Genomic DNA, 22496 nt, shown 5'->3' with positions numbered 1-22496 from the left:
CAGCCACTAATGTTAATGTAAATCATTCTTATTTGAAGACCAATCATGAAAACCAGCTCCCCTGTCGGTTCGAAACTTACCCTCCCCTTAACTTTCTTTTTACTCGCGGCAACCGAATACTCGGTGGCCGGCTCAAATGAAACGGACACGGATAAGACTGTCGTCATGGACACGATTAACGTGACCGGTAAAGCGGTCAAAACTGATACAGACACCGAAACGGTGGAAGACACACCCTCGACGTCGATCAAGGACGTATTCGAAAAAAATATCTCGGTCGGCGTCGGCGGCCCTACCGCGACATCTCAAAAGGTGTTTGTCAACGGCATCGAGGAAACCAATCTCAACGTACAGATCGACGGTGCCCGGCAGGTAAACAGTATATGGCATCACAACGCAAACCTACTGATCGACCCCGGCGTGCTAAAAGCGGTCAGCGTGGATGCCGGCGTAGCAGCGGCGGACGCCGGCCCCGGCGCGCTAGGTGGCTCTTTGCGCTACGAAACCAAAGACGTCGATGACATGTTGCAGCCCGGACGGGATTACGGTGCGTTTTTAAGCGGCGGCTTCGCCAGCAACCTAGACACCTTTACCAAATCCGGCGCTGCCTACGGGCGGTATCGCAATGTCGAAGCCATGGGCTATGCCTCGCACGCCGAAGGCGGCAACTACGACGCCGGCAATGGTGATCCAGTCCAGGGCACCGGCACCAACCTGTTGAGCGCTTTAGGAAAACTAGCCTACACCGCGGAGGGCGGACACCGTTTCGAGGCCTCGGCTCAGCATCTTTCAGACGACGAAATTCGACCGTTCCGCGCCAATTTCGCCGCAGTGCGTGGTCAGACCTTATTGTCGGAAAATATCTTCAACCGCAATACCGCGAACTTCAAGTACAGCACCCGGCAGCCGAGCAAGTTTTACGATCCGGAGGTTCGCTTTTACTATAACGATACGTCGCTTTCCCGACCGAATCCGAACGGCGGATTTCGTCCCGGCTATTTCGATTCCACCATCGAAAGCTTCGGGGCGACGGCGTTGAACCGCATTAAAACGCCGTTGGGCGAACTCAGCGCCGGCATGGATTTTTATCAGGATCGGGCGCTAACCGATAACTTTCGCGATGCTTCGATGACCGAAACAGCCCGAAATTTAGGCGGATTCGCGCAATTACGCGGTGAGCCCGCCGACTGGCTTAAATTTTCCGGCGGCGTCCGTCTTGATTCTCAAGAATTCGAATCGGTAGACCGGAAACTGTTCGACAATACCGGCGCCAGCCCCAACGTGTCTATCGGCATCACGCCCTTGCCAGACTTGACGCTGAACGGCAGTTATTCCTATGTCTTCGGCGGCATCCAACTGGCCGAAGCAGCACTCTTCCACACCATGCCGTATTCGGCTTATTCCGCCGATCTTGCGGCGCAACGCTCCACCAACGCCAAGGCCGGGCTCAGTTACCGCTTGGCAAGCGTCAAGTTTGAGGGCGAAGTGTTTTCGACCCGAATCCAAAATACGCCGGCATATCAAGAGGGCGACGACAGTTTCGTCCGGGTTAACGGCCCGGCAGTCAAAACCGAAGGCTTGAATCTAGGCGTAGGCTATCAACGCGCAAATGCCGATTTCGGCGCGCATTACACCAACACCGAAGTCAGCTACGATCATTCTCAACTCGGCACACTGGCGTTCTACTTAGGCTCGCCCGTCGGCGAAATCATCAAGCTGCACGCCGCCTATGCGTGGTCGGAACTAGGGATAAAAACCGGGGTAAGTTCGGAAATCGCCCTGAAGTACCGCTTCGCACAGGATTCGGGCAATCGCGATCTCAACGGCTATCACACCTACAACGTATTTGCCCAATGGCAGCCGAATTTTTACCGCGGCCTGACGCTGCGCGCCGAAGTCAACAATCTCACCGATGAAGACTATACGGATCGCTACACCGCCGGTACCGCAGTCGGATTCATTACGCCGCTGCAAAATCCCGGCCGTAGCGTACTAGTTTCAACCAGACTGGAGTTCTGAACCCCTATGTATACCGACACAAGTCAGTTGTTTTCCGTAAACGCCGCCACGACCGAGCGAATGGGCGACCAACAGCCCACGGCAATTGAGCTGCTGCATCGCTATGGCGCCGGCTCCAGTTTTTTCTTGGGCTCTCCCGAGCGTACCCTGCTTGGTAGCGGCATCCGGGCTAGGTTAACCCGCCATCCCGGAGAGCCGACAGCCGCCGCTCTGCAACGTTTGTTCGCCGATGTCAGGCAAAAAGACGATACGCCGGCTATTGCGGTGGGCGCGCTGCCGTTTGCTCCCGAAGCCGATCCGGTATTGTTTATTCCCCAGCAAATGGCAACGGCGGGCCGCCTCACGCGCCACGCAATAGCCAGGACGAAAGCGACCATACGCAGTTCTGTAACTCAAGAGCGGCCAACACCGGCGGTCTATGCCCAACAGGTGCAACAAGCGTTGGACTTGATACGGCAATCAGCCTTAAAAAAAGTCGTGCTGTCCCGAATGCTGGAAGTGGTGGGCGAGAGCGATGTCGATCAGGCCGGCGTGTTACGCAATCTGGCGGCGCGCAATGCAGCCGGTTACACCTTTGCCGTCGATTTGCCCACTGTATCGGGAGGTGTCCGCCGCTTGATAGGTGCCAGTCCTGAACTATTGTTGCGGCGCAAAGGCACACAGGTATTGGCCAATCCAATTGCCGGTACCGAACCGCGCAGCATCGACCCTGGCGAGGATCTGGCGCGATCCCGCCGCTTGTTGCACTCTGCCAAGGACCGCCACGAACACGCGCTAGTGGTGGCTGCCGTAGCGGACACCTTGCGGCCCTATTGCCGCACCCTAGAGGTGCCGCCGGTTCCGGAGTTGATTGCGACGCCCCGCGTCTGGCATCTTTCCACTCGGATCTGCGGACAATTAAGCCACTATGCCCCCAGCTCCTTTGACTTGGCCATAGCCTTGCACCCGACACCGGCCGTATGCGGCGAACCACGCGATCTGGCTCGCCAAGCCATTGAGCAATTGGAAGACTTTGATCGCGGCCTGTTCACCGGCCTGGTGGGCTGGTGCGACGCCAACGGCGACGGTGAATGGGCAGTGACGATACGTTGCGCGGAAATCGAAGCCAATCGCGCCAAGCTATTCGCCGGCGCCGGCATCGTCGCGGATTCCGAACCTTGGCGGGAAGTGGCCGAAACCTCGGCCAAATTTCGCACCTTGCTGGACGCACTGCAGGGGGATGGCGTATGACGGCATCCGATTTCACGCCGTGGCCGGACGAGTTGGTCAGGTCCTATCGCGAACAGGGTTGGTGGCAAAACCAAACCTTGGGCGCTTTGTTACGCGAATCGGCGCAGCGCTACGGTGAACGTATCGCATTGGTCTGCGGCGCGCGGCGCTGGTCGTACCGCGAGCTCGACGAACGGGCCGATCAGTTGGCGACCGGGTTTGCGCAATTGGGTTTGCGCACCGGCGAACGTGTAGTGGTGCAATTACCCAACATCGCCGAGTTTTTTGCGGTGTGTTTTGGCTGTTTTCGCCTCGGTCTGATCCCGGTGCTGGCGCTGCCTGGGCATCGTCGCGCCGAAATCGCCGCGTTCTGCCAGCTGGCCGAAGCCGCCGCCTACGTGATACCGGATCGCCACGACGGATACGATTACCGCTTGCTAGCGCGGGAAACACTGGCATTGGCACCGTGTTTGCGCCACGTGATCGTGGCCGGCGCGGCGGAGGAATTCGTACCTTTGCAAAGCCTTTATGTGAAGCCGTTGGCGCTGCCGGACCAGGACCCAGCAGCGGTAGCGCTGTTACAACTTTCCGGCGGCAGTACCGGAACGCCCAAGCTGATTCCGCGCACGCACGACGATTATCTTTACAGTGTCAGGACCAGTGTGGATATTTGCGGTTTCGACGCCGCTACCGTGTATCTGGCGGCCTTGCCAGTCGCACACAACTTTCCGTTAAGTTCGCCCGGCACGCTGGGCACCTTATATTCCGGTGGCCGCATCGTGTTGTTGACTCGACCAGAGCCGGACGCAGCTTTTATGCTGATCGCCGCCGAAGCGGTCAGCCATGTAGCATTGGTGCCGTCGCTGCTTTTGGCGTGGCTGGAGCGCGCTACAAGTCTGCGTCCTCCGCTTGGCAGTCTGCGCCTGGTCCAGGTGGGCGGCGCCAGTCTGGCAGCGGAAGTCGCCGCCCGCATTAAACCGGTGTTCGGTTGCGCACTGCAGCAGGTATTTGGCATGGCCGAGGGTTTGGTCACTTACACTCGGCTGGACGACGATCCCGATGTCATTCTGGAAACCCAGGGCCGGCCTATGTCGCCCGGCGACGAGATCCGCATAGTCGACGACGAGGACCGAGTGCTGGCCGACGGCGAGACCGGCCATCTGCTGACCCGCGGTCCCTATACCATTCGAGGCTATTGGCGCGCCGACGAGCATAACCGCAAGGCATTTACCGTGGACGGTTTTTATCGTACCGGCGATTTGGTCAGGCGCCGCGCCGATGGCAGTTTACAGGTGATGGGCCGGAGCAAAGATCAAATCAACCGTGCGGGCGAAAAGATTGCCGCCGCAGAAGTGGAGCAGCATTTGCTCAGCCATCCGCGCGTACGCAACGCGGCGCTGGTGGCTATACCGGACGCACGCCTGGGCGAACGCAGTTACGCCTTCGTCGAATTGGCCGAGCCGGACTCGGAGGAAGCGCCGGCGCGAATCGCTCTAGGGCTGAAATTGCACTTACGCGATCACTGCGGACTGGCCGCACATAAAATTCCCGACCGAATCGAATTCATTGACCGCTTACCGCTTACCGCGCCAGGCAAAATTGCGAAACCGCAGCTGCGGGCGCTGGCGCTTAACCTGACACGAACACCGACATGAGCATACCCCGCATCCCGCCATACGACCTTCCAGAACAACTACCCACCGGAAAAGCGAACTGGCGCTTGGACCCAAGCCGTGCCGTATTACTCGTGCACGACATGCAACAGTATTTTCTGAATTTTTTCGAACCATCCCAGCCGCCGATCCCGGCGCTGCTGCGCAATTGCACCGACCTGATCGCCGCCTGCCGCTCTGCCGGCATGCCGGTTATGTACACGGCGCAACGCGGCGGACAGGCGCCGACCGAGCGCGGGCTGCTCAACGATTTTTGGGGGCCCGGCTTAGCGAACGATCCGGCGCTGGAACGTATTGTCGATGCTGTTGCACCCAACCCGGAAGACACGGTGTTCCCGAAAGCGCGCTACAGCGCTTTCAAGCGCAGCGACCTGGAGACGCACCTGCGCGCGCTGGGGCGCGATCAGCTGGTGATTTGCGGCGTCTATGCCCATATTGGCTGTCTGATGACGGCTGCGGAAGCCTTCATGCTGGATATCCAAGCCTTTTTGGTTGGCGATGCGCTGGCCGATTTTTCACGCGAAGAGCACGAACAAGCCTTGCGCTATGCCGCCGGGCGTTGCGCATGCGTTCTCAGCAGCCGCGATGCAATGGTCGCTTTGGAATCGCTTAGTCCCAGCCTGGACGCATTACGTCGCGAAATTGCGGAAGCGATGGCAATCAACCCGGCTCTATTGGGCGATGACGACGATCTATTGCTGATGGGCTTGGATTCGCTGGCGCTGATGACATTGATGCAGCGTTGGCGCCAACGCGGATTCGCTGCCGAGTTCGCAGAGTTGGCGCCGTTGCCGACACTGAGAGCCTGGCACGCTTTGTGGCAGGAAGCCGCTGCCGCGAAGGCAGAAAGACCATGATACGCGATCAACCCGGCCTGCCCTTAACCCAAGCACAGACAGGTGTCCTGCTTGGCCAACAACTCGCCGGCGAAGCCAGCGTCTTTTACGCCGCCGAATACACCGAACTAGACGGCCCCCTCGATTACGAATTGTTTACACAAGCCCTACAGGCTACGTTGCGCGAAGCTGACGCGCTACAGGTCCGCATCGTCGAGATGGACGGGGCCTATCGGCAGCAGCGCGTGGAGCATAGCCCGCCGACTTTGGCGGTAGCGCCCGCCGAACAGCTTAGCCAGACGGCATTCATGGCCGAATTGTTCGGGCAACTACAACAAGCCTTCAATCCCGCCGCTGGCTATCTTTATGAGCATAAGCTCTATCGCCGGGGGGCTGAGCGCCACGTCTGGCTACATCGCGCGCACCACCTACTGCTGGACGGCTACGGCTTCCAGCTAATTGCACGGCGAGTTGCCGTTTACTACGAGGCGCGGCTATCCGGCAAGCCTTTGGCAGCGGCAGCTTTTGGCACCCTGGACGCCATTTTGGAAGTCGATCAGGCCTATCAGAATTCGTTTGATCGTGAGGACGACCGCCGATATTGGCTCGCCGAACTAGCCGGCTTGCAACCCAAATCCCTGTCACCCCATCCCACGCCCGGAATCGGCCGCGGCCGGCGATTCAGCGGGGCCTTGCCGGATGCGGTGTGCCTGAGCCTTAAGCGCCGTGCGCGGGAGCTGGAATTGAGTTGGCCGGAGTTATTGATTGCCGCTTTTGCCGGCTATTTGGCGCGATACGGTTACGGTCGCGACACGGTACTGGGCCTGACTACGATGCTGCGCGCGTCGGGGGCGGTTGCCCGCACTCCGTGCAGCGCCATGAACGTCATGCCCTTGCCACTCCGGCAGGTCGAAGAACTGGATCTAGCCAAGGCGGCTCGCCTCCTGCGCCGGGATTTAGCCCGACATAGACCGCATCAACGTTACCGTTTCGAGCATTTGGAATTCGATCTGGAAGATGCCGGTTATCCGCGCGGCCTGCTTGGCACCGAGATCAATGTCATGCCATTCGAGCCACCGTCTCGTTTCGGACCCTGCCGAGCCCTCACTCATACCTTGGCGGCAGGGCCGGTGGAAGATCTGGCTGCGGTGTTCATGGCCCGAGGCGATGCTATTGTCCTTGATCTGGATGGGCGCGAGGAAAATTACGACGAGCCAACGTTGCGCAAACATTGGCTCGGCATAACCGATTATCTGGCGCAAGCGTTGGAGTCGTCTTAGTCGTCAGGCCCCGCTCGCATAACCCAAATTTAACCATATACTCCGGCCTCACCGAATTGACTGGGCTTGGCTATGGCTGCATTCATGCTTGATAGCGACTACGTCATAGCCTAATTGCAAGCCGCTACGGCCGTTAAGCTGGGCCTGAATGCCCGCCACGATAGACAAGGCAATCTCTTCCGGGGTTTGCGCGCCTATATCCAGTCCTACAGGGCCGAATACCCGTTCGGCTATCAACGCGGCATCGTCGCCCAAGCTGTGCAACAGCCGCTGTTTGCGATGCGCCGGACCCAGCAAACCGATAAATGGCACCCGGCAATGGACGATGGCTTGCAGAAAGCGCTGATCGTATTCGACATTGTGGGTCATCAGCATGATGGCATTGAAGCGATTTAAATCCAACTGCGCCACCACCTGTTCCGGAGTCAGATGCAATAACTGATCGGCTAAAGGAAAACGCTCTGGCTTAATGTGAGCGGGCCGGTGATCGACCAAGGTCACGTGCCACCCCAGGGATTTGGCGCAATTCACCAGCGGTATCGCGTCGGCACCAGCGCCGAATATCAGCAACTGCCAAGGCGGTTGCACCGGGTCGTAAAAGGCTTTGATGTCCAGGCCGTCAAGCGGATGAGTTTCGATGCGCGGTTTTTGTTGCAAGGCCGTTTGCAGCGCCGCTGTGGCGAAGGGGAACGGCGCGCTGGATAATATCGGCTGTTCCCCGACAATGGCGGCCGACAAAAACTGGCTGCGCCCGGCCGGAAAATCCGCATGCGCGGACTCAAACACCGTGACCAAGACCCCATGCGCTTGCGCTTCGGCGGCTTCGACCAGCTGCTTCAACGGACTGAAATCTTGCTCGGCTTCTAATAACTGCAAGAAAACCCGAACAGCGCCATTGCAACCCAAGCCCAAACCCCAAATCGCATCTTCTCCGGAACGCATATCGTAAAACAGGGTTTTGGCATGGCCGGTTGCGAACACCGAAGCGGCCTGCTCCACCAAGTCCCGCTCAAAGCATCCACCGCCCAGCAAACCGATCAATTCTCCGGTCGTGGTGATCAGCATGCGTGCGCCGGCTTTTTGGTACGTCGAGCCAAAGGTTTCGATAATGGTCGCCAGCACGCTGTCCTGCTGGTCGCGTTGCAATTGCCGGTAAGCTTCTAGCAGGTGGTTGATGTTATTGGCCATGATTTACTCGCTTGCAGGTGTCTGGGCGATTGTACTAGCCATATCAACTCCAGCTCAAATCGGTACGCAACAGCGGCAATTGCCGGACCCGCACGCCGGTGGCGGCGAAGATCGCGTTACACACCGCCGGCGCCAACGGCGGCAGCGCCGGCTCACCCAGACCGGTGACCGGATAATCGGTTTTCAGAAAATGCACATCCACCCGGGTAGGCGCATCGGCGATGCGGATCATCGGATAATCGCCAAAATTGCTTTGTACGATCCGACCTTTTTCGATATTCAATTCCTGGAACATCAATGCGCCCAGTCCATCGATGACCGAGCCTTGCACCTGATTTTCCGCGCCGCTGAGATTGACGATCTGCGCGCCGATGTCGGTAGCCACCACTACTCTATCGACCTTAAGCTTGCCGTCTTTGGATACCGTGACTTCCGCGACCTGAGCGATGTAACCCAGATGGCTGAAATGAAAAGCAATGCCCTGCCCTTGGCCGCGCGGGAAAGTTTTTCTGCCCCAGTCGGCTTTTTCCGCGACGTGTTGCAATACATGCTTCATCCGATTCACATCGTACGGGATGCCTTGCTGGCCGGTACCGGGAAGAAAGCCCTTATCGCCCAAGATCTCCAAACGAAACTGCAAGGGATCGCGGCCGGCGGCATGCGCCAGTTCGTCGATAAAGCTATGAAACACCCAGGCCAGCACGTTGCTGCGCGGCGCCCGCCATGGCCCCATGGGAATATTGCACTCCAGCGGGGTTTGCTCCAGCAAGCAGTTTTCCACCCACCGACCGGGAAATTCGTCGCCGGACAGGTTGGCGCCGCTGCCCAATTCCAGGGTTTCCTTGCCGTCCTTGAGCACTTTATGCGCAAAGGTGACGAAATGGTTATGCCAGGCGATCAGCTTGCCTTTGTCGTCCAGGCCGCCTTTTAAAAAGTGAAAGCCGCCGGCACGGAATTGATCGTGTTGCAAATCGTCTTCGCGGGTCCAGGTTAGTTTGACCGGCACACCGATTTGCTTGGCGATTGCCGCCGATTCAATGATGTAATCGGGAATCAAACGCCGGCCGAAGCCGCCGCCGCTGCGGGTGATATGCAGCGTGATTTTCTCTTTAGGAATGCCCAAGGTTTCCGTGACGATCTTTTGCCCGGCTTCCGGGTTTTGCGTCGGCGCCCAAATCTCGATGCCGCCGTCCTTGAACCAGGCCGTGCAATTTTGCGGCTCGATGCTAGCGTGCGAAATAAACGGATAGCTGTAGGCCGCTTCCACGGTTTTGTCCGCGTCTTCCAATGCTTGCTTGGCGTTGCCGTCGTTACGCAGCACTTCGCTGCCGGCTTGTTCGGACAGTTCCTTGGCCTTGGCGCTAAAGCCGGCCCAGCTTTGCGCGGCGGCAGGGCCTTCGTCCCACACCACTTCCAGTCGCTTGCGGGCCGTGAACGCCGCCCAGGTGGAATCGGCGACTATCGCCACCCCCGGCAATAAGCCTTTCAAGCTGGTGCCGCCCTCAACGATAAACGCATGTTTTACGCCGGGCAGCGTCTTGATTTTATCCAGATTGGCGCTGACTACCTTGCCGCCGAAGGCCGGACATTTTTGATACGTCGCATATAACATTCCCGGCAATTGCACGTCGATGCCAAACAAAGGCTTGCCGGTGACGACGCTAGGGTTGTCTACGCCGCCGATCCGCGTACCCAGTAATTTATAGTCCTTGGGGTCTTTCAGTTTCACCGATTCCGGCGCGGGCACAGGGATCGACACCGCTTTTTCCACCAGCTGACCATAGCTAAGCTGTTTACCGCTGGCCGGATGATGCACGGCGCTATCTTTGGCAAGCAGTTCGGCGGCGGGCACCCGCAATATTTCCGCAGCCGCCAGAATCAGCATGGTTCTGGCCGTGGCGCCCAGTCTATGAAACTCCTGGTAATTGGTCGGCGTGGAGCGCGAACCGCCGGCGCTTTGGCTACCGTAAATCGGGTCCAGGTCGCCCTGCACAATCTGTACATCCAGCCAGTTCACTTCCAACTCCTCGGCGATCACCATCGGCAGCGAGGTCTTGATGCCCTGGCCGATCTCCGGCTGCTTGCTGATCAAGGTCACCTTGCCGGTGGGGGCAATATGAATAAAGGCGTTGGGTTTAAACACGCTGCTTTCAGAAATAGTGGCCGGCTTGGCAACCCGCTTGGCTGCACTATCGGCCACATTCAGATAAAAACCCAGCACCAAACCGCCGCCGGCCAGCGTGGACTTGCGCAAAAAGTCGCGGCGGCTGGCATTTTCCAATTCATATTCGTTCATATCGACTCCTTGACAGCCAGTTCAGCAGCGCGGTGTATGCCCGCGCGTATCCTTAAATAAGTCCCGCACCGGCACAGATTACCGGCCAATTCGGCATCGATCTCGGCGTCGGTCGGGCGGGGATTTTTTTTCAGCAGCGCGGCGGCGGTCATGATCTGCCCGGCCTGGCAATACCCGCATTGCGGCACATCCAGCTCTTGCCAGACTTTTTGCAAGGGGTGTTCGCCAGTCGGATGCAAACCTTCTATGGTGGTGACCCGGCTTTGGCCGATTTTTGAAATCGGAGTCAGACAAGCCCGAGTCGGCTGGCCGTCGATATGCACGGTACAGGCGCCACACTGGCCTATCCCGCAACCAAATTTGGTACCGACTAGATTGAGATGATCGCGCAGCACCCACAACAAGGGCGTGTCGGGATTAACATCCACGGTGTTTTGCGTACCGTTGACGTTGACTGTGTATTTGCTCATAAGTATCGATTAATTGATGGTTGTAATTATCTGGAGCGCACTCGTAGCACCCCATAGTTAAGCAAAATTCGCACCTATATAGGATTGGTATACACCTTACACACAAAGGCCATGTAAACACTTGAATCCCAAGCCATTTATTAGCAAATTCGAGTCTTGCGAAAAACACAAGCCACTTATCGCAATCAGGCTAACCCCCTCACCAGTCAGAAAATAGCTGATATATCAACACCAAGTCAGCAACTTTTGCTGACAGGCAAACACATAAACCACCTATAAATCAGCATTTTTTCTTTGCAAACAACAAGTTGAAAACTGGCATATAAATTGAGTGAGTAATTAGGCGATACAACAGATATTGGACTATCTAGTATTGTTAAAACCGCTAAATATCTAAGTTTATTCAGACTTAAAACCCTCAATAAACCATTAAGTATTATTAGGTTTTAAATAGTAAATTAACTAACCATTTCTCAGGGGGATATTATGAAAACGACTGTAGCGTTGATTACCAGCGCCTTATTAATTGCCAGCAGCGGCGTATTTGCCGAAGAACATGCTGCCGAATCGTTAAAACATGCCGAGCATGCGGTAACCCACGGCAAAGCCGGCCATGCGGATCAATTGGTGGAGCATGCGGAAAAAGCCCTGGCTCACGTCGATAAAGCGGAAAGCGCCGCCACCGGAGAAGCCAAAGCACACATCAGCGCAGGTAAAAAATCACTGGAAGAAACCATTGCGCATGGCAAACAAAACCATGCCGAAGTCGCCACCAAACATGCTGAAGAAGCCGTAGGCCACTTCAAGGCAGGTAATGTTTAAACTACCGTAACGCAATATATAACAGACAAAACGCAACTAATCGGCTATTGCGGATAAATACCGAAATAGCCGATTATAGATATTCAATATTTCAAAAATATTACTTACATTTGTTTGTAAAAATGACTACTTAAAATGGCAAAAATTACCAATTTGCGGGTTGGCGAAGGCAATAAAGCTGTCGACGGACTTCCAAGTGCTCATGAAGTGATTGCCGCGAAGAAAAACGCCAAACATCCTTTTGCGACCAATAATGTATAAGGCTGGTAATGACAGCAATCAGCGACTTTCTGGTGTTAGCAATACCCAGGCTCCGGCTATGCATAGCCAAGTTGCCAGCGAACTTTAACATGCCTGTATTTGAACCAAGATAGGAAGCAAGCGTGCTTAATATTTATCGCGTCATCCTCGGCATCATTCTGGTTTTAGGGATGCCATGCACACAAGCCAGCCCCGGACCGGAAGCGGCCACGGGTCAGGTAAGAGCCAGCCTGATTGCTTCGCATACTGCCGTGCATCCTGGCGATGAGATCTTGATTGGCGTGCACCAGCAGATTATTCCGCACTGGCACACTTATTGGAAAAACCCTGGCGACTCCGGCCTGCCAACCAAAATTCAATACCAACTGCCAGCCGGCTGGTCGGTGGGCGAGATCCAATGGCCTGCGCCCAGCAAAATTGTGCTGGGGCCGGTCGTCAATTACGGCTATCACGATGCGGTCACCCTACTCTCTCCGCTGCGGGTAGCCGAAGACGCGAAACCTGGTACAGAATGGCCCATCTCAGCGAAGGTGAAATGGTTAGTTTGCGAGGAGGCCTGCATTCCCCAGGAGGTGGAATTAGCAATCCAGTTGCCGGTGGTCGCCAAGGAAGTAGCGGTCGGCCCAACCCATCCTTTGATCACAGCCGCCCAAAATTCATTGCCTGCGGTATTACCCTGGCAAGCCAGCTTGCTTGAGGGTCCGGCCGGCACGCTCCGGTTACACCTGACTGGCGAAAAACTACCTGCGCCAGACCAGCACGCGCTGGCCTTCTACCCCGACCAATGGGGACCGATTTCCCATGCTGGCGAGCAAATAACAAGCTTAGCCGACGATGGCCTGGACATCCGCTTGCCATCCGGCGACCAGCCATTATCCCCCGAACAAACACTGACCGGCGTGCTGACTGTCGCTAGCGGCGACGCTTTGCGCGCTTATCAGATCAGCGCGGTGTGGCCTGGCACGGCAAATCCCATCCAGGCCGAGCCGGCCAGCGCGTTGGCCGAGCAAACCTTGCCAACCGCCCTGTTACTGGCCTTGGCCGGTGGTTTGATATTGAATCTCATGCCCTGCGTATTTCCGGTATTGTCGTTAAAAGCCTTGGCATTGATAGAACAAGCCGCTCACGATCCCGGTAAAACTCGCAAACACGGTTGGGCTTACCTGGCCGGGATATTGATTAGTTTCACCGCATTGGCCGCTGTGTTGGTCGCGCTGAAGGCCGGTGGCGCCGGCATCGGCTGGGGATTCCAATTTCAGTCACCGTGGTTCGTGACGATACTGGCCTACTTGATATTTGCAGTGGGCTTGAGCTTATCGGGAGTATTCAATATCGGCTCCGGCATCACCGGCTTGGGCCATAAGCTGGCCACTCGGGATGGTTATGCCGGCAGCTTTTTCACTGGCGTGTTGGCCGCAGTCGTGGCCACCCCCTGCACCGCGCCCTTCATGGGCGCAGCCATTGGCTTTGCCATCACCCAAGCACCGGCGGCGATGATCGCCGTGTTCCTGAGTTTAGGTACCGGATTGGCCCTACCCTACTGGCTGCTTTGTCAATGGCCGATACTCCAGCGCTGGCTACCCAAACCCGGGGCATGGATGGAAACCCTGAAACAAGGGCTAGCCTTTCCGATGTACGCTACCGCCGCTTGGCTGATTTGGGTGCTTGCCCGTCAAGCCGGCCCGGAAGCCGTTGCCGGTGCTCTGGGCGGCTGTGTGTTGGTTGCCCTCGCTGTCTGGTTATTGCAAATTAGCCGAAACGCCACCCAAATAAAGCGCCGCGTCATCCACACCAGCGCCGGCGTAACTTTACTGCTGGCCTTGCTGGCGGGCGAACTAGGCATCCAAACCTTGTCGCAAGCAAGCTATGCAACGGACAGCAACAATCAACACTGGCAAGCCTACAGCGCTGAAAAACTGGCCCAATTACGCAGTGCAGGCAAACCGGTATTCGTCAATTTCACCGCCGACTGGTGCATCACCTGTTTAGTCAATGAACGTATTGCCTTGAGTAGCGAAGCGGTTCGCGGCGCGTTTCTCAACGCCGAGGTGACTTACCTGAAAGGCGACTGGACCAACCGTGATGCGGGTATCGCCAAGGTATTGAGCCAATTTGGTCGCAGCGGCGTGCCCTTGTATTTGTATTTCGGACCGGGAGCGCAGGAGGCGACGGTATTACCGCAAATTCTGACCCCTGATCTCGTTATCGGCGCCATTCAAGGCGCTCGTCTTTAACCATCAGCAATGGAGTATTTATGATTTCTCAGCGTTTGTTCGGATTGATGACCCTTAGCTTAAATCTGTTAATGCCGGCCCTTGCCAAAGCAGAGCCGGTGGTCGGCCAGCCGGCACCGGCATTTTCGGCGGCGGCCGCAGAAGGCGGCACCTTGAGTTTGGCGGCGCTGCGCGGCAAAACCGTGATTCTGGAATGGACCAATGCCGACTGCCCGTTTGTGCAAAAACATTACCAATCCGGCAATATTCCCAATTTACAAAAACAGGCCCAAAACCAAAACATCGTCTGGTTGCAAGTCATTTCTTCCGCGCCCGGCAACCAAGGCTTTGTCGACGCGGCAACCGCAAAAAAACTCAATCAAGAGCGCAACGCCACACCCGCCAACACCTTGTTCGATGCGGATGGTGCCGTCGGCAAATTGTACGGCGCCACTAATACCCCACAATTGTTCATCATCGATCTCAAAGGGGTTCTGCTGTATAAGGGCGGCATAGACAGCATTGCCTCGGCAGACCAAGCCGACATCGCGACCGCTGAAAATTATATTTCTTCAGCACTAAAAGAACTGGCGGCAGGTAAACCCATCAGCAAAGCCGTGACCAAACCTTACGGCTGCACCGTCAAATATGCCGGTTAATGCCTGCAGTAGCTGAAATTACCTTTGATGAGTGGGACAGTGACGCAAAACCTTGTGTCTCTGTCCTAGTCATCGCCTTATGAGCAGATTACTGTTCGCCATGCTGATACTGCTATCAGCTTGCGCTCCCCAAGACTATTTCCGTACCAATATCAGTGTAAAACCTTGTCTAGCCAATGCCGGTGCGGATTGCAGCGCCGCCAATTTAGTCGTCAACCCGCAAGATGGTTACACCTTGGGTTTCGTGGAATTCGACGACGACGGCCGTTTCTACGATCAACGCCAAGCCGACGCATTGCTGAATAGCTTACAAGCCAGTCAACAGCCGCAATATGTGGTGCTGTATACCCACGGTTGGCACCATAACGCCAAGGACAGCGATAACAATGTCCGCCGTTTCAAGGAAAGTTTGCGCGACATCAAGCTGCGCAATCCGCACTATCGGGTGATTGGCGTGTACCTCGGCTGGCGCGGCGAAACCGTGGAAACGCCCTGGTTGTGCGCCTTGACCTTTTGGAGTCGGCGGTCGGTCAGCGAACGCCTGGGCCAAAAGCAATTTCCAGATTTTTTATTAAATGTCGAGGCCATCGTCAAACACGATGCCGATCCGGATAACCGTTTGCTCACAATAGGCCACAGTCTGGGCGCGTCGGTGATGTTAAACGCCTTGCAACCGGTCTGGTTGCAACGTTTGCACCAGGGACGCGGCGATCAAGCCCGCTTCGGCGATCTGGTGTTGCTGGTCAATCCGGCAGTAGAAGCCCGCCGCTTTGCCGATCTGCGCGCGGCAGTTCGGCGAATTGCGGCAACGAATCGCCTTGAGCATGCCAACCCGCTGGTAGTGGTTGCCAGTTCGGAAGCAGATACCATCACCAAAAACATGTTTACCTATAGCCGGGCCGTGCCGGCCTGGTTCGAGTCGCTATTGGACCCGGTTGCGCAGGTGAACATACCGGGCGCTTCGCAATGGGATTTGGCCGCCACCGCCGTCGGGCATTTTCGCGGTTTTATTACCCATCGTTTGGAGGCGACAGCTACCGCATCGACAAATCAAGCCTGTACAGTCAATGCCGCTAGCGGCATTAACGCATCGCCCACTGCCTTAACCCTGGACAGACCGACGGGGATTATGACCGATGCCGGAGTTTGGCGAGTCGCGGACGGCTTACAACTGCGTCCGATGGCAGAATTGCCGATGGCCGATCCGTTATGGGTGGTGCAGACCGATAAGTATGTGCTGCCGAATCATGGTTTCATGGCGCAAAAGCCTTTCTGGTGTTTTATCGAAGCTGCTTTGAGTCTTGCCGTTAGCCATGGACCGGCGTTGGCGCGAAACTGACTGGCGTAAAGGAAGTCAGCCAAAAATATCTCGTCAAGGATATACGTATTGCCCAACGCATATCGCCACGAACTCGAAAGCAAGAAGCCAAGTGGACTCTAGCAGACCGAATCTATTTCAACCAAAGCCCTCGGCGATTTGCCAAGCCCGTCGATACCAGTCGTGATTTGCCAATTGCGCCATCTCTGCCTGATCAGGCAAGACGGCTTTGTTTAGAAACGCTGCCGTAAACGGGTGGTAGTTGCCGACACAAATATCAAAGGCCAGTCGCGCCGAATTGCTTTGGTAATGGCCGCGATGCAACATTTGCGCATCGAACAATAACGCATCGCCCGGCTGCAAATCGATCAGCACGCTTCCCGGCAAATCTTCGTGTTTTCCATGACCATTCAATTCAAAGCGCACCTCGCGTTCCAGATGGTTGTCCCAGCGGCGATGGCTGCCGGGTATTAAGGCCATGCCGCGCTCGGGTAACAGCGGCACCCGCAGATGCAGTGCCAACAATTGGCCTTGCTCGCTTTGCTGTGCCTCGTCTGTGACCGTGCTGTATTGCAGGTCCCGGTGCCAGTAAGGCAATTGCTCGCGGTCCAACGGATTGAAAAACAATTGGCTATTATGAAAATACAGTTCGTCACCGAATAACCCCGTCAGCCAACCAGTAACCGCTGGCTGGGTGATCCAGGCAAACAAAGTCAGACGTTCCGCAGCCTGTTCCTTGAAATACCGGCTATCGGTCAGGCTGTGCATGTTCAACAGACGATTGGCGCGGATTAAATCGCCAATTTCCGCCGCCCATTGCCAGTGTATCCGTTCGACCATGGACTGTAATTCCGCCATGGCTTCCAGGCAAAATAACTGCCTGGCGATTAGATAGCCTTGAGTTTGGTAGGTATCGAGATCGGGTAAATTGTGGGTCATGCGCGGCAATAGCCCAGGTCAAAAGGCCTACAGTATGCAGCTTAGGCCGGCTATGTGCCAACGCCCCTACTATTTTGGTCTGGCATCGCCCGGATACCAAAATTGGCTATGACACTGCTCGCAGGCTTGTTCGACTTCGCCGCCGGCTTTTTCCAGTTCCTCGACGTTTTTGGCGTCTATCGCCACCAGTAAACCTTGTGCGGCGTTTTGCAGGTTTTGCGCGCGTTTTACAAATTCCAGACGATGCTCGGTGATCAAGGTTTTGATCGCAGCCGGCGTCAGTTCCGCACCGCCGCTAGAAGTGACGGCATTAGCAGCCGCGATGGGCCGGTCTTCAATGAACAACAGATTCGCCGCTTCAGTCACGGCCAGGGCGTGTTGCCTTAGCAGTCGCCAATCTTCGTCGGTTTGCGGCTGGCGTTCTTCGGTACCGGTGGCCGTGCTGACCGAGGATACCGAGTTCCAGATAAAATCGATATTCGGATCGATAATCGAGGTCATGATCTCTTGCAACGTCGCGACCGGTTTGAAGGGAATGGGCGGCGCAGCAGGTTCGGTAGTAGCAGGGTTGCAGGCCATCAATAGACTGGCAGATGCCACGCTGCCGGCAAGTATTTTTAAACGTGAATTAAATCGTTTGAACATGGGCAATCCCGTTGCGAATAAAGAAGACGTCGGCTCTATGCCGGGGCGTCCTTAAACTGAAAATGGATGAGTCGGCGTTAAGCAAAAAAGCCGATAAAACGCCCGGCGAACGCCACGCCCAGCCACAGGCTCAATGCCAGGCCGCCGGTGGCTTTTGCCAGCCAAGTATGGTGTGAGTCTGACCTAGCAACCCACCGGTAGAGCGTGAAATACACCAGCAAGGCAAGGCCCAGCAGAATGAATTTGGCCCAAAAGAAATCGTTGGGATAGTAGCTGGTGGCGGCCGGAATGAAGATCAGCAAGCCGGATACCACCAATAGCGTCAAACCGGTCCAGAACAACTTGCCGGTGCTGCGCTGGATTTGCGCCAACGGTACGCTGCTTAGGCCCAAACCCAGCAAATTCAGGCTGGTTAATATCACCGACGCCAGCAACAAAATCATGCCGGCGATATGGCCCAGTTCCAACAAGGCGCAGAACAGATGATCCAGGCTGCCGACGAAGCGGCCAAACCCGCTGGATTGCAAAGCTTTGAAGAGTTCGAGGACAGACATAAGGTTATTGGTAACTCAAGTAAGGGATCAAACGCCCGGCGATGACCACCAGGCTCCACAAAGTCAGCGACGTGAAGCCGGCAAAACGCACCGCTGCTGGTAAGGTAGACTCGTTGCCCCAGTGCCCGACCTCGCGGCCCCATTTCAACTCAAACCACAAGGCATTGATGCCGGCCAAGGCGATGAAACCCAGTTTGTAAAAAAATACCGGCAGCGTGATGATTTTTGCCGCCGTCGCCACGAACAGCAAAATCCCGGTCGCGAAGATAATTAAAAATCCGCCCAACAACCAGGGCCGAAGCGGATGCAAAACTTGCCCAACCGGCAACTGCGGTAGAAACAGGCCGAGCAGGCGCAGGTCGACAAAAAACAGTAATCCCAATGCCAAAGCCAGGCCGATCAAATGCAAGCCTTCGATCAAGGGAAACATATACACCGACTCGCGCAGCGCGGTACCGAACTCGGAGTCGTTAAGCAGTTGGGCAAATTCGACTAATGACATGATGAGCCTATTTTTTCGGTTCTTCAGCGGCGACCAGTCCGAAGCCGCCATTGTTCTCGGCGCAGACACGTTCGTATTGATCCAGGATAGGCTCTTTTAGGGCCACCTTGCCGGTGTAATTGGCTGGCTCAACCTCGAAGTGCCAGCCGTTAGGCTGATCTTTGGCGGTCCATTTCCGGGCTGGCACCGTCACGGTAAACGGCCGGGTATAGACGGTCGGGTCTGTTAGCACAGCTTCGTAGGTGTAACGGTCGCCGTCGTTGCTAAAGATGTAGCGCTCCTGGATATGGCCGTTTTCGCTAATAAACTCGCCGGAGCGGCCGAATAAGGCTTTGCCGTTTTGATTGGTGACGTCCACCACCAGCGTGTTGCCTTCCCAATGGCCGCGCGAGTCGCCGTTCCACAGTTTAATGTTGTCCGGCAAATGCGGTTTGCCGTCCAGGTGAATGATGCGGGTGCCCGAGTTGAATTGAAACAACACATAACCCGGATACTGGCTGATTTCGTAACCGTGCCAAAACAAGGATTTGGGAATGCCGCCTGGTGCGCAACGCGCCAAGGGTTCGATGTATTCCGGTTTGACCGGGTCGTGGAAATGCGCCTGAAAATCCTTGACCTTCTCCAGCGCCCAAGGCTGAAACGGCACCTGGCCGTCGGCGGGGTCGCTGACCCGGCTGGGTGCGCGTTCCTCGCGTGGACCTTTGGCTACTCGGTTGGGATTGGGGTCGTTTAGGATGCCGCCTTGCGGATCGGTAAAGTTGTTATGGTTGGCGATGGTATTGGACCAGTGGCCTTGCACGTCCGGTTGGCCGTCGGCGGTTTTCGGACCGGTCCATTTTCCGGAAACGATCTTGGGAAAGCTTCTTTCCTGTTCTATGCCGGGGCCGCCCAGTTTCAGCGGTTTGGTGGCCGGCTGAGCCGATTTCGCAGCCGGTGCGTCCGGTTTCTTTGTGTCGTCCGCAGCGTATAGGCTGGGCGCGGCGGTAAGCATCATACTGATGGCCAGCCCGGAAAATAGCGCCGAGCGACCTGGGTTAATTTGTGTCATAACGTCCTCGTCTGGTATCCGGCTTTAAGGTTTATTCGGCTTGGGCGGATAAGCGTCGTCGTAGTCCAGCGTAAAGCGGTAGTCCTCGATCAACTGAAAATCCTTCTCCCGGTGCCGGTGCAAAATCACCGATAGATTCCAGGGCTTGCTAAATACCTTGGGGTCTTCCACGGTGGCTTTATATTCGACGGTGTTGGGGTCGATAAACGCCCATTTTTCGACGACATGTAGCGCGTCGCTGTGATAATTGCCGGCCCGGTCGAACCAGGTTTTGTCGTTGAAATGCTTGACGTCGACCACCAGCGTATCGCCCTCCCAATGCGCGCGGGAGTCGCCCAGCCACCAATCGTAAGGGTCTTTCGGATGATCGGTTTCGTCGGTATGTATGGTCCGTACCGAATGACCGAACTGGTGTACCAAGGTCAGGTCTTGTTTGCGTTGGAAGATTTGAAACGGCTCCGGGTAATAAATGCCGCGCGGTACACCCAAGGTGTAGCCTTTAAGCGCCGGGTCCAGGGTGTCGCGAGCGGCGAAGTTTTTCTTCTTTTGCTCCAGTGCGGCGGGTAAATAAGGCAGGTAATGGCCTTCGACGATGCCGGCGCCGGGCGGGGCGTCCTTGCGGTTGCTGTGCGGTTCCAGGTCGTAATCGGCGGCGCTGGTAGTTTGCCAGATGCCGGAAAAATCGGGTTTGCCGTTGGCAAGCCGGGGGATTTTAGGGCCGGCCGCACCGGCGTCGCCGGTAGCCAGGAACAGCAAAATCAAGCCGCTGGCCAGCATCAGCGCAATCTGTAGCGATGACGGACCGTTATTGGGTGAACGCATTGAGGGTATATTCCGTAATATTTATATTCAAACAAATCCGATTCGGTTTATTGCGCCTGGCCGTTGGCTTGCGCCCCCGGAGCATCCTGAGCGCCGCCAGTTTTAACGCTACGGCCATCAGACAACACGGTGGTCACCGCGTAGCCAAAATCCTTGCCATTCTTCGCGCGATAACCCTGGATGGTGACTTCGCTGCCGACCGGCAGGCTGGCTTTGGTTATGCCCTTTTGTTTAAGGCTGAACGGCGCGCCGAATTCGAATCCCCAATTCTTGGCGCTGCCGTCGGTTTGCTTGACGTCCAGATACAGCCAGCTATGCGGATTGACCAGTTCCAGCTTGGTGACCACACCTTTTAACTCGATGGGTTGTTCGGCGTCGAATTCGGCGGAAAAGGCGTGGTGGGCATGGGCTGGCGGCGCGGTCAGGGAAAGTAGGCCGCCAACAAATATCACGCTTACCAGTTTGCCTTTCGTGTTCATTCGATATGTCCTCCGCTAAATCGCTAAAAAATCAAGCGTGGAAAATGGTTTGCTTTACTTTCCACGTCATTGCCTGCATTCAGCAAAAACTAGGCCCATAACCCATAACAACGCGATAATCAGGAGTATTTATTTAGCTAAGCCACTGTTTTAGCGTTAATTACTTTGCGAACAACGACCAAGTGACGATCAAAAACAGGAGGACGATTTATCGGTGAGGACAACTGCCGTGCTGTTAACGCAGCAGCGGAACAACATCCTTCGAGCAATTGTCCGGCGATATGCCCAAACCGCGTATGCGCACCGAAAATATACCCAGCGGCACCGCCGAAAGCTTTGGCTGTACCCCGCCGGGCTAGAGGGACATCCACAAAGTGCTCGGCGGTACGCTGCACGCTTCGTCGGCACCTCCACGGGATTGAGATGTGTCGACGCACCACTCGGCGGTAACCATGAGGCGATTTTGCGTGCCGCCAGGACACTCGGCAACCGGTCCGACTCAGGTACCTGTTTGACGGGTCAGTGCCGCCAACGCCGGCCCGCATGAATTCGACAGCAAACTACCGGATTGGCGTGCGAATGGATTAGCCCGACAATCCGAATGGTTTGGCTGGCGAGGATGTTTCCGAGTTGGCGTGCTGGGTTCTTAGAATCTGAATGAGCGGCATGTCCGCAACTGAGCTGGCGACATCGACTAGCCAGTTCAGATGCAATTCTGGTCATCGATTCCGATAGGATTCTACTGGTAAAAAAATGTCGGACTTTGAGAGTGGCGAACTGTCACAATCGACCCAAACCCGCCACTCAACCACAAACAAACTCTATGTCTGCTTAGCTGCAGATAGCTGCCAAACCCCTTACAGGTTTGGCAGACTTATATTGATGCCTATCTATCTTGCAGTTTTTCTAAACAAAAAACTTCGCCGCCAGTTTTAGAGCTTCCTCTATGCCGTTGGCTACCTTGGTGGCTATTTTCACGGAATGAACGATTTGCTCGATATTTTCTTTTACTTGCTTCAAGCGCACGATGGTGTTTTCAGCAAGCTGCTTCAACTCTAGGTATTCATCCGATCTACTTTTTATGTCCTCCTGATTCAGTTCGGTCAGAATGTGATAACAGGCGTCGGCTAGTGCGGTGATTTTATCGCCTGTAGCTTCATCTGCTGTCGACCAGTAGGCTTCGCGTAGTGCACCATGTAGATTGAAAATTGCGGTGTATAACGCTTGTTGTTCGTTTTCAGTATCGGTGGTCATCAGTGTCTC

Annotated in this window: 21 protein-coding genes; 10 read left to right on the top strand and 11 right to left on the bottom strand. The window is 55.8% G+C overall.

Going from position 1 to position 22496, the window contains the following annotated elements; translation table 11 throughout:
* The first annotated feature begins 45 nt into the window (after positions 1-45).
* The 5 genes from ACR02O_RS13115 to ACR02O_RS13095 are packed head-to-tail and all read left to right on the top strand — an operon-like array spanning position 46 to position 7017.
* On the top strand, positions 46-2019 hold the full coding sequence (locus tag ACR02O_RS13115; protein WP_494521777.1) for a TonB-dependent receptor domain-containing protein: 1974 nt from the start codon (positions 46-48) through the stop codon (positions 2017-2019).
* Positions 2020-2025: 6 nt separating this feature from the next.
* Positions 2026-3249, top strand: a complete 1224-nt coding sequence (locus ACR02O_RS13110; protein WP_205450304.1) for an isochorismate synthase — start codon at positions 2026-2028, stop codon at positions 3247-3249.
* Entirely contained in the window at positions 3246-4883 is a 1638-nt protein-coding gene (locus tag ACR02O_RS13105; protein ID WP_101053345.1) for a (2,3-dihydroxybenzoyl)adenylate synthase, read from the top strand. Before ACR02O_RS13110 ends, ACR02O_RS13105 begins: the two co-directional genes overlap by 4 nt.
* Positions 4880-5758 carry an isochorismatase family protein gene (locus tag ACR02O_RS13100; protein WP_494521776.1) on the top strand — a complete coding sequence of 293 codons (879 nt, stop codon included), beginning with the start codon at positions 4880-4882 and terminating at the stop codon, positions 5756-5758. The genes ACR02O_RS13105 and ACR02O_RS13100 overlap by 4 nt, the downstream gene beginning before the upstream one ends.
* Positions 5755-7017, top strand: a complete 1263-nt coding sequence (locus tag ACR02O_RS13095) for a condensation domain-containing protein (RefSeq protein WP_494521775.1) — start codon at positions 5755-5757, stop codon at positions 7015-7017. Before ACR02O_RS13100 ends, ACR02O_RS13095 begins: the two co-directional genes overlap by 4 nt.
* 48 nt (positions 7018-7065) lie before the next feature.
* Here the strand turns inward: ACR02O_RS13095 and ACR02O_RS13090 are convergent, their stop codons facing one another.
* From ACR02O_RS13090 to ACR02O_RS13080, 3 genes are read right to left on the bottom strand one after another with little or no spacing between them, the layout of a single operon-like run.
* Positions 7066-8205 carry an XdhC family protein gene (locus ACR02O_RS13090; RefSeq protein WP_494521774.1) on the bottom strand — a complete coding sequence of 380 codons (1140 nt, stop codon included), beginning with the start codon at positions 8203-8205 and terminating at the stop codon, positions 7066-7068.
* Positions 8206-8248: 43 nt separating this feature from the next.
* Positions 8249-10501, bottom strand: a complete 2253-nt coding sequence (locus ACR02O_RS13085) for a xanthine dehydrogenase family protein molybdopterin-binding subunit (protein ID WP_494521773.1) — start codon at positions 10499-10501, stop codon at positions 8249-8251.
* On the bottom strand, positions 10498-10971 hold the full coding sequence (locus ACR02O_RS13080; RefSeq protein ID WP_494521772.1) for a (2Fe-2S)-binding protein: 474 nt from the start codon (positions 10969-10971) through the stop codon (positions 10498-10500). Before ACR02O_RS13080 ends, ACR02O_RS13085 begins: the two co-directional genes overlap by 4 nt.
* Positions 10972-11457: 486 nt before the next feature.
* Between ACR02O_RS13080 and smbP the strand changes: the two genes are divergently transcribed.
* The 5 genes from smbP to ACR02O_RS13055 all read left to right on the top strand — a co-directional run bounded on the left by smbP (position 11458) and on the right by ACR02O_RS13055 (position 16265).
* Positions 11458-11793, top strand: coding sequence for a small metal-binding protein SmbP (gene smbP, locus ACR02O_RS13075; RefSeq protein ID WP_033156354.1), 336 nt, complete (start codon positions 11458-11460; stop codon positions 11791-11793).
* Between the two features lie 135 nt (positions 11794-11928).
* Positions 11929-12054, top strand: coding sequence for a hypothetical protein (locus ACR02O_RS13070; RefSeq protein WP_494521771.1), 126 nt, complete (start codon positions 11929-11931; stop codon positions 12052-12054).
* A 122-nt stretch (positions 12055-12176) separates the two neighbouring features.
* The gene (locus tag ACR02O_RS13065) at positions 12177-14288 is read left to right on the top strand and encodes a protein-disulfide reductase DsbD family protein (protein ID WP_494521770.1); all 2112 of its coding nucleotides are present in this window, start codon (positions 12177-12179) and stop codon (positions 14286-14288) included.
* Positions 14289-14308: 20 nt separating this feature from the next.
* Entirely contained in the window at positions 14309-14926 is a 618-nt protein-coding gene (locus ACR02O_RS13060) for a redoxin domain-containing protein (RefSeq protein WP_494521769.1), read from the top strand.
* Between the two features lie 79 nt (positions 14927-15005).
* Entirely contained in the window at positions 15006-16265 is a 1260-nt protein-coding gene (locus tag ACR02O_RS13055) for an alpha/beta fold hydrolase (RefSeq protein ID WP_458137387.1), read from the top strand.
* Positions 16266-16382: 117 nt separating this feature from the next.
* On the opposite strand, the gene ACR02O_RS13050 is transcribed toward ACR02O_RS13055, so the two are convergent.
* From ACR02O_RS13050 to ACR02O_RS13015, 8 genes are all read right to left on the bottom strand, one after another.
* Positions 16383-17183 carry a phytanoyl-CoA dioxygenase family protein gene (locus ACR02O_RS13050; RefSeq protein ID WP_494521768.1) on the bottom strand — a complete coding sequence of 267 codons (801 nt, stop codon included), beginning with the start codon at positions 17181-17183 and terminating at the stop codon, positions 16383-16385.
* A gap of 69 nt (positions 17184-17252) precedes the next feature.
* The gene (locus ACR02O_RS13045) at positions 17253-17828 is read right to left on the bottom strand and encodes a cytochrome c (RefSeq protein WP_051669900.1); all 576 of its coding nucleotides are present in this window, start codon (positions 17826-17828) and stop codon (positions 17253-17255) included.
* Positions 17829-17905: 77 nt separating this feature from the next.
* Positions 17906-18382, bottom strand: coding sequence for a DUF6644 family protein (locus ACR02O_RS13040; protein ID WP_101052252.1), 477 nt, complete (start codon positions 18380-18382; stop codon positions 17906-17908).
* Positions 18383-18386: 4 nt separating this feature from the next.
* Positions 18387-18884, bottom strand: a complete 498-nt coding sequence (locus ACR02O_RS13035) for a DUF6644 family protein (protein WP_101052251.1) — start codon at positions 18882-18884, stop codon at positions 18387-18389.
* A 7-nt stretch (positions 18885-18891) separates the two neighbouring features.
* Positions 18892-19932: a hypothetical protein gene (locus ACR02O_RS13030; protein ID WP_051669902.1), complete on the bottom strand. Its 1041-nt coding sequence runs from the start codon at positions 19930-19932 to the stop codon at positions 18892-18894.
* A gap of 24 nt (positions 19933-19956) precedes the next feature.
* Positions 19957-20754 (bottom strand): hypothetical protein, encoded by a 798-nt coding sequence (locus tag ACR02O_RS13025; protein ID WP_033156363.1) that lies wholly within the window; start codon positions 20752-20754, stop codon positions 19957-19959.
* A 47-nt stretch (positions 20755-20801) separates the two neighbouring features.
* A complete protein-coding gene (locus tag ACR02O_RS13020) occupies positions 20802-21233 on the bottom strand; it encodes a DUF6152 family protein (RefSeq protein WP_494521767.1) in 432 nt (143 codons plus the stop codon).
* A 906-nt stretch (positions 21234-22139) separates the two neighbouring features.
* Positions 22140-22487 carry a hypothetical protein gene (locus tag ACR02O_RS13015; protein WP_171695575.1) on the bottom strand — a complete coding sequence of 116 codons (348 nt, stop codon included), beginning with the start codon at positions 22485-22487 and terminating at the stop codon, positions 22140-22142.
* Positions 22488-22496: the final 9 nt, after the last annotated feature.

The organism is Methylomonas sp. PHL2-19, assembly GCF_059331595.1.
This window is presented reverse-complemented; position numbering and strand designations above follow the sequence as displayed.

Bases quoted from the DNA above. Each gene is read 5' to 3' on its own strand.
- ACR02O_RS13095 (WP_494521775.1), top strand. From the start codon at position 5,755: ATGATACGCGATCAACCCGGCCTGCCCTTAACCCAAGCACAGACAGGT.
- smbP (WP_033156354.1), top strand. From the start codon at position 11,458: ATGAAAACGACTGTAGCGTTGATTACCAGCGCCTTATTAATTGCCAGC.
- ACR02O_RS13020 (WP_494521767.1), bottom strand. From the start codon at position 21,233: ATGAACACGAAAGGCAAACTGGTAAGCGTGATATTTGTTGGCGGCCTA.
- ACR02O_RS13070 (WP_494521771.1), top strand. From the start codon at position 11,929: ATGGCAAAAATTACCAATTTGCGGGTTGGCGAAGGCAATAAAGCTGTC.
- ACR02O_RS13085 (WP_494521773.1), bottom strand. From the start codon at position 10,501: ATGAACGAATATGAATTGGAAAATGCCAGCCGCCGCGACTTTTTGCGC.
- ACR02O_RS13055 (WP_458137387.1), top strand. From the start codon at position 15,006: ATGAGCAGATTACTGTTCGCCATGCTGATACTGCTATCAGCTTGCGCT.
- ACR02O_RS13110 (WP_205450304.1), top strand. From the start codon at position 2,026: ATGTATACCGACACAAGTCAGTTGTTTTCCGTAAACGCCGCCACGACC.
- ACR02O_RS13115 (WP_494521777.1), top strand. From the start codon at position 46: ATGAAAACCAGCTCCCCTGTCGGTTCGAAACTTACCCTCCCCTTAACT.
- ACR02O_RS13050 (WP_494521768.1), bottom strand. From the start codon at position 17,183: ATGACCCACAATTTACCCGATCTCGATACCTACCAAACTCAAGGCTAT.
- ACR02O_RS13060 (WP_494521769.1), top strand. From the start codon at position 14,309: ATGATTTCTCAGCGTTTGTTCGGATTGATGACCCTTAGCTTAAATCTG.
- ACR02O_RS13040 (WP_101052252.1), bottom strand. From the start codon at position 18,382: ATGTCTGTCCTCGAACTCTTCAAAGCTTTGCAATCCAGCGGGTTTGGC.
- ACR02O_RS13025 (WP_033156363.1), bottom strand. From the start codon at position 20,754: ATGCGTTCACCCAATAACGGTCCGTCATCGCTACAGATTGCGCTGATG.
- ACR02O_RS13030 (WP_051669902.1), bottom strand. From the start codon at position 19,932: ATGACACAAATTAACCCAGGTCGCTCGGCGCTATTTTCCGGGCTGGCC.
- ACR02O_RS13090 (WP_494521774.1), bottom strand. From the start codon at position 8,205: ATGGCCAATAACATCAACCACCTGCTAGAAGCTTACCGGCAATTGCAA.
- ACR02O_RS13035 (WP_101052251.1), bottom strand. From the start codon at position 18,884: ATGTCATTAGTCGAATTTGCCCAACTGCTTAACGACTCCGAGTTCGGT.
- ACR02O_RS13100 (WP_494521776.1), top strand. From the start codon at position 4,880: ATGAGCATACCCCGCATCCCGCCATACGACCTTCCAGAACAACTACCC.
- ACR02O_RS13045 (WP_051669900.1), bottom strand. From the start codon at position 17,828: ATGTTCAAACGATTTAATTCACGTTTAAAAATACTTGCCGGCAGCGTG.
- ACR02O_RS13015 (WP_171695575.1), bottom strand. From the start codon at position 22,487: ATGACCACCGATACTGAAAACGAACAACAAGCGTTATACACCGCAATT.
- ACR02O_RS13105 (WP_101053345.1), top strand. From the start codon at position 3,246: ATGACGGCATCCGATTTCACGCCGTGGCCGGACGAGTTGGTCAGGTCC.
- ACR02O_RS13080 (WP_494521772.1), bottom strand. From the start codon at position 10,971: ATGAGCAAATACACAGTCAACGTCAACGGTACGCAAAACACCGTGGAT.